Source organism: Pseudomonas sp. KH_046_1 (assembly GCF_057839025.1).
On sequence record NZ_CM174481.1, the window covers coordinates 525,782 to 536,927 of the forward strand.

Sequence of the window (11,146 nt, forward strand, 5' to 3'; positions counted from 1 at the left end):
GGGCTCTCGCCCTCTTGACTGTTGCCTGCGGCAAGGTTGCATCATTGCGACACCGACTGACAAGAGAGATGAAGGCCAAGTGCTATAAGAATATGTCGGCAGGCGTGAAGATTTCTGCAGTTCCTGGCAGAAAGTATTGTTATTGATCAGATCGCAGCCTTGGGGGGTGTCCCGAAGGCTGTGATTTTTTGCCATCAGCGCAAATTGATGCCTGTCGATTGCAGCAACTTGCCATCCCGATCGTGGTAATTCACCTGAATGCGCTTTGTATCGATGACCAGGTGCGCGAAGTTATCCTGACTGATGACTTTGCCGGTCAATTCCTGTCGATATTCACCTGCATCGTTGCGTGCCAATGGCCGGTCGAGGATAAAGCTGGATCGACTGGCATAGGGCATCAGTTTGATGTTGCACAATGGCGACGACACGATGGTGTGCACCTCAAAGTCCGGGTCTTCGCTGTGGGTCAGTCGACTGGTCAAGGAGCCGTGAACGTCACCGGAAACGAAAATGACATTCTTCAGCCGGTGCGAACGAATGGTCTCCAGCAACCGCAGCCGTTGCCCGGGAAAACCGGCCCAGGCGTCATCCCCGTTTTGCCTGGCATCGGGGAAGAACATCACGCTGGTGACCACCAGTTTGACCCGCGCCGGGCTGCGGATCAGCCATTGGCACAGGGCATATTCCTGTTCGGTATCAAGCAGGCGGCGATCATCGGCGGATAGATTGCGCCGGGTGCGACTATCGGTGACAAACCATTCGATATCGCCATCGGTGAACTGATACCAATAGTGCTTCGGATGCCGGCGGATCCGCCCATCGTCAAGTAATTCAAATGCCGGGCTGTGGCTGGCTTGATATAACTCATAAGCAGTGATGGCGTTTTTATATAGAACATCATCGCCTGATCTTTTCTTGGCCGGCCAGTTATCTTCAATTTCGTGATCGTCGAGGATCATGTAAGTCGATAGGTTGGCCATTAACCTGGAAATATGCGGCTGGGAGAAAGCTGCACGGTATTTTGCGAGAATTTGCTGATATTCGCGGTCAGGCGCGAAAAAATTCAAATCATCGACATAGATCTGATCGCCAGTCATCAACATCGCGCTGACCGGCGGGTCGGCTTGCTGTGCCAGTTGTGTAATCGAGGCAAATATCCGGTCGCCCAGGTGTGGCGCCGACGGGATGCCGGCGGTCATCCGCAAGTAACGACATGAGCCAACGAAATAGGCTCGTGGCGTGCCGAGCGTGCCGGATCGGGTGCGCAAGCGATAGAGTTCTTGCGGCCATTGCAGCGGCAGTTCTTGCAGCGAATCCACAGAGTGTCCGGCACTCGTGGTACTGAACCAGCCGGCCTGGTATTCGTATTCGGTATCGGCCGCCAGGTTATTGAGAGTAATGACATCGGACATGTCTTGCAGGTTTGTCAGCCTTGCAAAGGTAGTTTTAAGCCATTGTTCATGCCCGGACTGCCGATAACGGATGCCGGCAAATACGGGTGCATCTTTTTGCGCTTTGCCGCACACAAAGATACGCGCGTGATCAGTTGTAGTGTGCCCAACTATTGGGCCGACAGAGAGTTTTAGCATGTTCGAATCCATTCGAATAATGAACTAATCAACCAGTGGCTTTAAACGTTGCCATCGTAGTTTTGGGCTTTAAGGCTAAGTGTTTGCAGGCGGGAAAATATCGGGCAAAAAGGGATGGGGGGTGTGGGGCAATCAAATCAGGCATGTAGGACATTGCCTGCGTTTCGTGCAGGCAAAAAAAGCCCCGCCAAATTGGCGGGGTTGAGGTACGAGCGTGGCGCTCGGAAACGTGGAACGCGATCGGCCCTCCGGTGAAGGAGGGCCGGTCGGTGTTACAGGAGCATGGTGCGGATGTCGCCCAGCAGATCGCTCAGACGCTTGGTGAAGCGTGCAGCAGCGGCGCCGTTGATCACGCGGTGATCGTAGGACAGCGACAGCGGCAGCATCAGTTTCGGCTGGAAGGCTTTGCCGTCCCAGACTGGCTGGATGGTTGCCTTGGAGACACCGAGGATCGCCACTTCCGGCGCGTTGACGATCGGCGTGAAGCCGGTGCCGCCAATGTGGCCGAGACTGGAAATGGTGAAGCAGGCGCCTTGCATCTCGTCCGACGAGAGCTTCTTGGTCCGGGCTTTTTCAGCCAGGGAAGCAGCCTCGGCGGCCAGTTGCAGCAGGCTCTTCTGGTCGACGTTCTTGATGACCGGTACCAGCAGGCCATCCGGGGTGTCGACGGCGAAGCCGATGTTCACGTACTTCTTGCGGATGATCGCTTTGCCGCTTGGCGCCAGCGAGCTGTTGAAGTCCGGCAGTTCCTTGAGCAGGTGCGCGCAGGTCTTGAGCAGCAACGGCAGGATGGTCAGCTTGACGCCGGCCTTCTCTGCAACGGCTTTCTGGGCAACACGGAACGCTTCGAGCTCAGTGATATCCGCCGAGTCGAATTGCGTCACGTGCGGCACGTTCAGCCAGCTGCGGTGCAGGTTGGCGGCGCCGACCTGCATCAGGCGGGTCATCGGCACTTCTTCGATCTCACCGAAGCGGCTGAAGTCCACGACCGGAATCGGCGGGATGCCCGCGCCACCGGTTGCGCCAGCAGCAGCGGCCGGTGCTTCCTTGGCCTTCTGCATCATGGCCTTGACGTAAACCTGCACGTCTTCTTTCAGGATGCGACCGTGCGGACCGCTGGCACCCACTGCGTTCAGCTCGACGCCGAATTCACGGGCCAGTTGACGCACGGCAGGGCCGGCGTGAACTTTCGCGCCAGGCTTGGCTGGAGTAGCAACCGGGGCAGCAACAGGTGCGGCGGCGGCAGGAGCAGCAGCTGGAGCCGGAGCGCTCGGAGCAGCAGCGGCAGGTGCCGGTGCGGCGGCCGGTGCAGCGCCTTTGACTTTCAGCTTGAGGATCAGGTCGCCGGTACCGACTTCGTCATCGAGCTTGATGGAAACGCTTTCCACCACGCCAGCGGCTGGCGACGGGATTTCCATGCTCGCCTTGTCGGATTCCAGGGTGATCAGCGACTGGTCGGCCACAACGGTGTCGCCGGCCTTGACCAGGACTTCGATGATCTTGGCCTTGCCCGCCGAACCGATGTCCGGAACGTGGATGTCCTGAACGCTGTCGGCAACCGGTGCAGCCGGAGCTGCTACAGGAGCAGGCGCAGCGGCGGCAGTTGGAGCTGCAGCCTGGGCCGGAGCAACGGCCGGTGCAGCAGCACCTGCCACTTCCAGATCCAGGATCAGGTCGCCGGTGCCGACTTCGTCATTGAGCTTGACGCTGATGGCCTTGACCACGCCAGCGGCAGGCGACGGGATTTCCATGCTCGCCTTGTCCGACTCCAGGGTGATCAGCGACTGATCAGCCGCGACGGTGTCGCCGACCTTGACCTGGATCTCGATGATCTGGGCCTTGCCCGACGAACCGATGTCCGGCACGTGCACTTGCTGAACGCTGGCAGCAGCCGGCGCAGCAGCAGGGGCGGCAGCAGGAGCTGCAGCCGGTTTGGCTTCAGCCTTGGCCGCCGGCGCAGCGGCAGCCGCAGGGGCCGCCGCAGGGGCCGCAACAGCGGCACCTTCGACTTCCAGCTCCAGCAGTTCGTCGCCTTCTTTCAGGCGATCGCCCAGCTTCACTTTCAGGCTCTTGATGATACCGGCCTTCGGCGCAGGCACTTCCATGCTCGCCTTGTCCGACTCAAGTGTCAGGATGCTCTGGTCGGCTTCGATACGGTCGCCGACCTTCACAAACAGTTCAATTACTTCACCTTCACCGCTGCCGATGTCAGGTACGCGAATGAGTTCGCTCACAGAATCTCTCCTCAGCAGTCCAGTGGGTTGCGTTTTTCCGGGTTGATACCGAACTTGGCAATGGCCTCGGCCACAACCTTAGGTTCGATGTCGCCACGGTCAGCCAGTGCTTCCAGGGCTGCCAACACCACGAAATGACGGTCGACTTCGAAGAAATGACGCAGTTTCTTGCGGCTGTCGCTGCGGCCGAAACCGTCGGTGCCCAGGACTTTGAATTCCTTGGACGGTACCCACTGACGGATCTGCTCGGCGAACAGTTTCATGTAGTCGGTAGACGCGATGACCGGACCTTTACGGCCGTTCAGGCACTCTTCGACGTAGCTCAGCTTAGGCTTCTGGCCAGGGTGCAGACGGTTGGTGCGCTCAACGGCCAGGCCGTCGCGACGCAGTTCGTTGAAGCTGGTAACGCTCCACACGTCGGCGCCGACGTTGAACTCTTCGCGCAGGATCTTCGCCGCTTCACGGACTTCACGCAGGATGGTGCCGGAGCCCATCAGCTGAACGTGGTGCGCCGCTTCGCGGTTGTCTTCTTCGAGCAGGTACATGCCTTTCTTGATGCCTTCTTCGGCACCGGCCGGCATGGCTGGCTGCTGGTACGACTCGTTCATCACGGTGATGTAGTAGAAGACGTCCTGTTGCTCTTCGGTCATCTTCTTCATGCCGTCCTGAATGATCACCGCCAGCTCGTAGCCGTAGGTTGGATCGTAGGTGCGGCAGTTCGGGATGGTCGAGGCCAGCAGGTGGCTGTGACCGTCTTCGTGTTGCAGGCCTTCACCGTTCAGGGTGGTACGGCCGGCGGTGCCACCGATCAGGAAGCCACGGGTGCGGCTGTCGCCGGCGGCCCATGCCAGGTCGCCGATACGCTGGAAGCCGAACATCGAGTAGAAGATGTAGAACGGCAGCATCGGCTGGTTGTGGCTGGAGTACGAAGTACCGGCAGCGATGAAGGAGCTCATGGCGCCCGCTTCGTTGATGCCTTCCTCGAGGATCTGGCCCTTCTGGTCTTCCTTGTAGAACATCACCTGGTCTTTATCGACTGGCTCGTAGAGCTGGCCGACGGAGGAGTAGATGCCCAGCTGACGGAACATGCCTTCCATACCGAAGGTACGGGCTTCGTCCGGGATGATCGGCACGATGCGCGGGCCGATTTCCTTGTCCTTGACCAGTTGCGCGAGGATCCGCACGAAGGCCATGGTGGTGGAGATTTCGCGGTCGCCCGAGCCGTCCAGGATCGCCTTGAGGGTGTCCAGTGGCGGAGTCGGGATGTTGAAGCTCTTGGCGCGACGCTGAGGTACGAAGCCGCCCAGTGCGGTACGGCGCTCGCTCAGGTAACGGGCTTCGGCGCTGCCTTCTTCCGGTTTGAAGAATGGCAGGTTTTCCAGTTCATCGTCCTTGACCGGGATGTCGAAGCGGTCGCGGAACAACTTCAGGCTTTCGACATCGACCTTCTTGGTGTTGTGCGCGGTGTTTTTCGCTTCGCCGGCACCGGTGCCATAACCTTTGATGGTCTTGGCCAGGATAACGGTCGGTTGTTCTTTGTGGTTGACCGCTTCGTGGTACGCCGCGTAGACCTTGTACGGGTCGTGGCCGCCACGGTTGAGTTTCCAGATCTCGTCGTCGGACAGGTCTTCGACCATTGCCTTGAGTTCAGGCGTGTTGAAGAAGTGTTCACGCACGAACGCGCCGTCTTTGGCTTTGTAGTTCTGGTACTCGCCGTCGATGACTTCGTCCATACGGCGTTGCAGGATGCCGTCGACGTCCTTGGCCAGCAGTGGGTCCCAGAAACGGCCCCAGATGACTTTGGTCACGTTCCACTGAGCACCGCGGAACACGCCTTCGAGTTCCTGGATGATCTTGCCGTTGCCGCGAACCGGGCCGTCGAGGCGCTGCAGGTTGCAGTTGATGACGAAGATCAGGTTGTCCAGCTTCTCGCGGCCGGCCAGGGAAATTGCGCCCAGGGATTCCGGCTCGTCGCACTCGCCGTCGCCCAGGAAACACCAGACTTTCTGTTTGCCTGGCTGGATGAAGCCGCGGTGTTCCAGGTACTTCATGAAGCGTGCCTGGTAGATCGCCTGGATCGGGCCCAGACCCATGGATACGGTCGGGAACTGCCAGAAGTCAGGCATCAGCCAAGGGTGCGGGTAGGACGACAGGCCCTGACCGTCGACTTCCTGGCGGAAGTTGTTCATCTGGTCTTCGGTGATGCGGCCTTCCATGAATGCACGGGCGTAAACGCCTGGCGAGGTGTGGCCCTGGAAGTAGATCAGGTCGCCGCCGTGTTCGTCGCTCGGGGCCTGGAAGAAGTAGTTGAAGCCAATGTCATACAGGGTCGCACTGGAGGCGAAGCTGGAGATGTGACCGCCGAGGTCAGAATCTTTCAGGTTCGTACGCATTACCATGGCCATCGCGTTCCAGCGTACCAGCGAGCGAATGCGGCGTTCCATGAACAGGTCGCCAGGCATGCGTGCTTCGTGGGTTACCGGGATGGTGTTGCGGTAAGGCGTGGTGATGGCGTAAGGCAACTGCGAACCGCTGCGGGTCGCCAGTTCACCCATACGGGTCATCAGATAGTGAGCACGGTCTTCGCCTTCTTTGTCGAGAACCGATTCCAGGGCGTCCAGCCATTCCTGGGTTTCGACGGGATCGAGGTCTTGCATGGCTTGCTCCAGGGCGGAAAGGCTTCCAGAATCGGTTGCCTGAGTTTGCGACTGGCCTTGTGGGCAGACGATATAAATTCTTGGATTGCCGATAGGTTGTTCCGGCGGCGTGTAGTTTTACTACAAATCTTCCGGCATTTCAGCCCGGCTAATGTATATACGAGTAGTAAAACTACAGAAGAGCGGCTTGTGGCCACCGGCTGCGTTGTGAGAATAATCGTTAAGGTTGGTCTTTTTCCAACTACAGAAGGTAAAAGCTTGATGCTGGCTGCCAAAATTAAAGAAATTTCAGCTATTTCTAACTTTTGTTCGACACTCCCTCAGGTAGTGGGTTTTCGCAAACCACTACATGCAGTCCGTTGTACGCCGATCAAGGATAGACCATGAGCCTCCCTTCGCTTGCCGAACTGCCCGCCATTCTCCTGCCGTTTGTCACCCGCGCCGAGCAGTCGTTCCGGGCTGCCGTCGCCGCCCTGGACGATGACCACGGGCTGTCTGCCTGGACGCTGGAACGCTGGGCGCAATTTGCCCGCGTCACCGCCGCCAGCGATTTCGTGATTGAACAGTGTGTTCGTGACCCTTTGATGTTGCTGGAGCTGGTGCAGTCCGGCGAACTGGACCGCGGCTTCGCTCCCGGCGAGTTGTGCGGGCAGATCGCGGCCGCCGTGAGCGTGGCCGAGACCGACGATCTGCTTGGCCGCGCCTTGCGCCGCCAGCGTGCGCGCCATCAGGTGCGGATCATCTGGCGCGACCTGACCCGCCAGGCCGATTTGATCCAGACCTGCCGTGACCTTTCGGACATGGCCGATGCCAGCATCGATCAGGCCTATCAATGGTTGTACACGCGACATTGCCAGCAGTTCGGCGTGCCGACCGGCCGGCGCAGCGGCGAGCCGCAGCAGATGGTCATCCTCGGCATGGGCAAGCTCGGTGCCGTGGAGCTGAACCTGTCGTCGGACATCGACCTGATTTTCGCCTATCCCGAGGGTGGCGAAACCGTCGGCGTCAAACGCGCGCTGGATAACCAGGAATTCTTCATTCGTCTGGGTCAGCGGCTGATCAAGGCCCTGGACCCGATGACCGTCGACGGCTTTGTATTCCGCGTCGACATGCGCTTGCGTCCCTACGGTTCGGCGGGTGCGCTGGTGCTGAGCTTCAACGCGCTGGAGCAGTATTACCAGGATCAGGGGCGCGACTGGGAACGCTACGCGATGATCAAGTCGCGGGTGGTGGCCGGCGATCAAGTGGCCGGGGCGCAACTGCAAGACATGCTGCGGCCATTCGTTTACCGGCGTTACCTGGACTTCTCGGCCATCGAAGCGCTGCGCACCATGAAGCAGCTGATCCAGCAGGAAGTGCGGCGCAAGGGCATGGCCGACAACATCAAGCTTGGTTCCGGCGGTATTCGCGAAGTCGAGTTCATTGCCCAAGCGTTCCAGCTTATCCACGGCGGCCGCGATCTGAGCTTGCAGCAGCGTCCACTATTAAAGGTGCTGAGCACGCTGGAAGGCCAGGGTTACCTGCCGCCGGCCGTGATCAGCGAGCTGCGTGAAGGTTACGAATTCCTGCGTTACACCGAACACGCGATTCAGGCGATTGCCGATCGCCAGACGCAAATGTTGCCCGTTGGCGAGCAGGATCAGGCGCGCATTGCCTTTATGCTGGGTTTCGCCAACTGGACGGCTTTCCACGAGCAACTGATGTACTGGCGCGGTCGAGTGGCCTGGCACTTCGGGCAGGTGATCGCCGATCCCGACGAAGAGCAGGGCGCCGAAAGCGAAGTGGTGGTCGGCGGTGAGTGGTTGCCGCTGTGGGAAGAGGCCCAGGACGATGAGGCCGCTTGCCGCCAACTGGAGGAGGGCGGTTTCAAGGATGCTCCCAAAGCCTTGAGAGCCCTGGCTGGCTTGCGCGGTAGCCCGCAATTGAGGGCAATGCAGCGTCTGGGGCGCGAACGTCTCGATGCTTTTATTCCGCGTTTGCTGGCACAGGCCGTGGAACATGACAATCCGGACCTGGTACTGGAACGGGTGCTGCCGCTGGTCGAAGCCGTGGCCCGTCGTTCCGCGTACCTGGTGCTGCTGACCGAGAACCCCAGTGCGTTGCGGCGGTTGCTGACGCTGTGCGCGGCGAGCCCGTGGATCGCCGAGCAAATCACCCGTTTCCCGTTGTTGCTGGACGAATTGCTCAACGAAGGCCGGCTGTTCAAGCCGCCACTGGCGCCAGAACTGGCGGCCGAGTTGCGCGAGCGCCTGACGCGGATCCCCGAGGACGACCTCGAGCAGCAAATGGAAGCCCTGCGTCATTTCAAGCTGGCGCACCGCTTGCGGGTGGCCGCCTCGGAAATCGCCGGCAGCCTGCCGCTGATGAAAGTCAGCGATTACCTGACCTGGCTCGCCGAAGCGATCCTGGAGCAGGTGCTGGCACTGGCCTGGCGGCAAACCGTGGCCAAGTACGGCACGCCGCTGCGCACCGACGGCACCTTGTGCGATCCCGGCTTCATCATTGTCGGTTATGGGAAAGTCGGCGGTCTGGAACTCGGGCATGGTTCGGACCTGGACCTGGTGTTCATCCACGACGGCGATCCGCAGGCTGAAACCGATGGCGTCAAACCCATCGATGGCGCGCAATTTTTCACCCGGCTGGGGCAGCGGATCATTCACTTGCTGACGGCGCAGACCAACTCCGGGCAGCTGTATGAAGTGGACATGCGTCTGCGGCCGTCCGGTGCGTCGGGCTTGCTGGTGAGCTCCCTGGGGGCGTTTGCCCGTTATCAGGAGAACGAAGCCTGGACCTGGGAACACCAGGCGCTGGTACGGGCGCGGGTGTTGGTGGGCAGTCAGGATGTCGGCCAGGCCTTCGAGAAAGTCCGCGCTGCGATATTGGGCAAGACGCGTGATCTGCCGACCCTGCGCCAGGAGGTCAGCGAGATGCGCGCCAAGATGCGCGATAACCTCGGCAGCAAGAGCACCGCGGCCGGCACCGGGGCAAATGCCTTCGAAGCCACGGCGCCGTTCGATATCAAGCAGGACGCCGGAGGTATCGTCGATATTGAATTTATGGTGCAATACGCGGCTCTGGCGTGGTCCGAAACACACCCGCCATTGCTGCGCTGGACGGACAATATCCGCATTCTGGAAGAGCTGGAGCATGAAGGGCTGATGCCCGTCGAAGATGCCAGCCTGTTGCGTGAAGCGTATAAAGCGTACCGCTCCGCCGCCCACCGGCAGGCCTTGCAGAAGGACCCGGGGGTGATACCGGGCGACCAGTTCACGGACGAACGGCGGCAGGTCATGCGGATCTGGCGTGAGCTGGGGCTAAGCTGAAACGGGATATTTGATACGCCCAATATCCCCTGTGGGAGCGAGCTTGCTCGCGATGGCGGAGGTACAGTCACCATTGATGTTGGATGTGACGCCCTCATCGCGAGCAAGCTCGCTCCCACAGTAAATCTGCAATGTCATGCAGATAGATGTACATAAATACCCAATGTGGGAGCGAGCCTGCTCGCGATAGCGGAGTGACAGTCGACAGCAATGTTGAAGGTGATGACCCATCGCAAGTCGCCGTGCTCCCGCAGAGATTCTCGAGGCGGGGAGGCGTAGGCCTCCCCGGTTCGTTTATGGAAACCACATGAAAATTCTGATCGTTGGGCCCAGTTGGGTCGGTGACATGGTGATGGCGCAGACACTTTTCCAGTGTCTGAAACAACGCCACCCGCAATGCGAAATCGACGTGCTGGCCCCCGAATGGAGCCGGCCGATTCTTGAGCGCATGCCCGAAGTTCGCCAGGCCTTGAGCTTTCCGCTCGGTCACGGTGTCCTGGAACTGGCAACGCGTCGGCGCATCGGCAAATCCCTGGCTGGCCAGTACGACCAGGCGATCCTGTTGCCCAACTCCCTGAAGTCGGCGCTGGTGCCGTTCTTTGCCGGCATCCCGAAACGCACCGGCTGGCGTGGCGAGTTTCGCTATGGCCTGCTCAATGACGTGCGTACGCTGGACAAGGATCGTTATCCGCTGATGATCGAGCGCTTCATGGCCCTGGCTTACGAGCCGGGCGTTGAACTGCCAAAACCCTATCCGCGTCCGACACTGCAGATCGACCCGGTTACCCGCGAAGCGGCGCTGGCCAAATTCGGCCTGACCCTCGACCGCCCAGTGTTGGCCCTGTGCCCCGGTGCCGAGTTCGGCGAGTCCAAGCGCTGGCCATCCGAGCATTACGCCAAGGTTGCCGAAGCGAAGATCCGCGAAGGCTGGCAAGTCTGGCTGTTCGGTTCGAAAAACGATCACGCCGTGGGCGAAGACATCCGCGCGCGGCTGATTCCCGGTCTGCGTGAAGAGTCAGTGAACCTCAGTGGCGGCACCTCGCTGGCCGAAGCCATCGACCTGATGTCCTGCGCCGATGCGGTGGTGTCCAACGACTCCGGCCTGATGCACGTCGCCGCCGCGCTGAACCGTCCGCTGGTCGCGGTCTACGGGTCGACGTCGCCGGGTTTCACGCCACCGTTGGCCGAGCATGTCGAAATCGTACGCCTGGGCATCGAGTGCAGCCCGTGCTTCGACCGCACCTGCCGTTTCGGCCATTACAACTGCCTGCGCCAACTCATGCCGCAAGCGGTGAACGAAGCCCTGCAGCGGTTGCAAGGCACTCCGGTCGAGGTCAAATAGC

At 60.1% G+C, this 11,146-nt stretch carries 5 protein-coding genes; 2 read left to right on the forward strand and 3 right to left on the reverse strand.

Features of this window, described 5'->3' with window-relative positions; translation table 11 throughout:
• Nucleotides 1-194: 194 nt before the first annotated feature.
• From AC3IT9_RS02340 to aceE, 3 genes are all read right to left on the reverse strand, one after another.
• Nucleotides 195-1,589, reverse strand: coding sequence for an alkaline phosphatase D family protein (locus AC3IT9_RS02340; protein WP_489273476.1), 1,395 nt, complete (start codon nt 1,587-1,589; stop codon nt 195-197).
• A gap of 272 nt (nt 1,590-1,861) precedes the next feature.
• Nucleotides 1,862-3,823 (reverse strand): dihydrolipoyllysine-residue acetyltransferase, encoded by a 1,962-nt coding sequence (aceF, locus tag AC3IT9_RS02345; RefSeq protein WP_489271900.1) that lies wholly within the window; start codon nt 3,821-3,823, stop codon nt 1,862-1,864.
• Nucleotides 3,824-3,834: 11 nt separating this feature from the next.
• A complete protein-coding gene (gene aceE / locus AC3IT9_RS02350; protein WP_353741964.1) occupies nt 3,835-6,480 on the reverse strand; it encodes a pyruvate dehydrogenase (acetyl-transferring), homodimeric type in 2,646 nt (881 codons plus the stop codon).
• A 383-nt stretch (nt 6,481-6,863) separates the two neighbouring features.
• On the opposite strand from aceE, the gene glnE reads away from it, so the two are divergent.
• The gene (glnE, locus tag AC3IT9_RS02355; protein ID WP_489271902.1) at nt 6,864-9,803 is read left to right on the forward strand and encodes a bifunctional [glutamate--ammonia ligase]-adenylyl-L-tyrosine phosphorylase/[glutamate--ammonia-ligase] adenylyltransferase; all 2,940 of its coding nucleotides are present in this window, start codon (nt 6,864-6,866) and stop codon (nt 9,801-9,803) included.
• A 307-nt stretch (nt 9,804-10,110) separates the two neighbouring features.
• Complete coding sequence (waaF, locus tag AC3IT9_RS02360) at nt 10,111-11,145, forward strand: lipopolysaccharide heptosyltransferase II (RefSeq protein WP_489271904.1); 1,035 nt, start codon at nt 10,111-10,113, stop codon at nt 11,143-11,145.
• Nucleotide 11,146 lies beyond the last annotated feature (1 nt).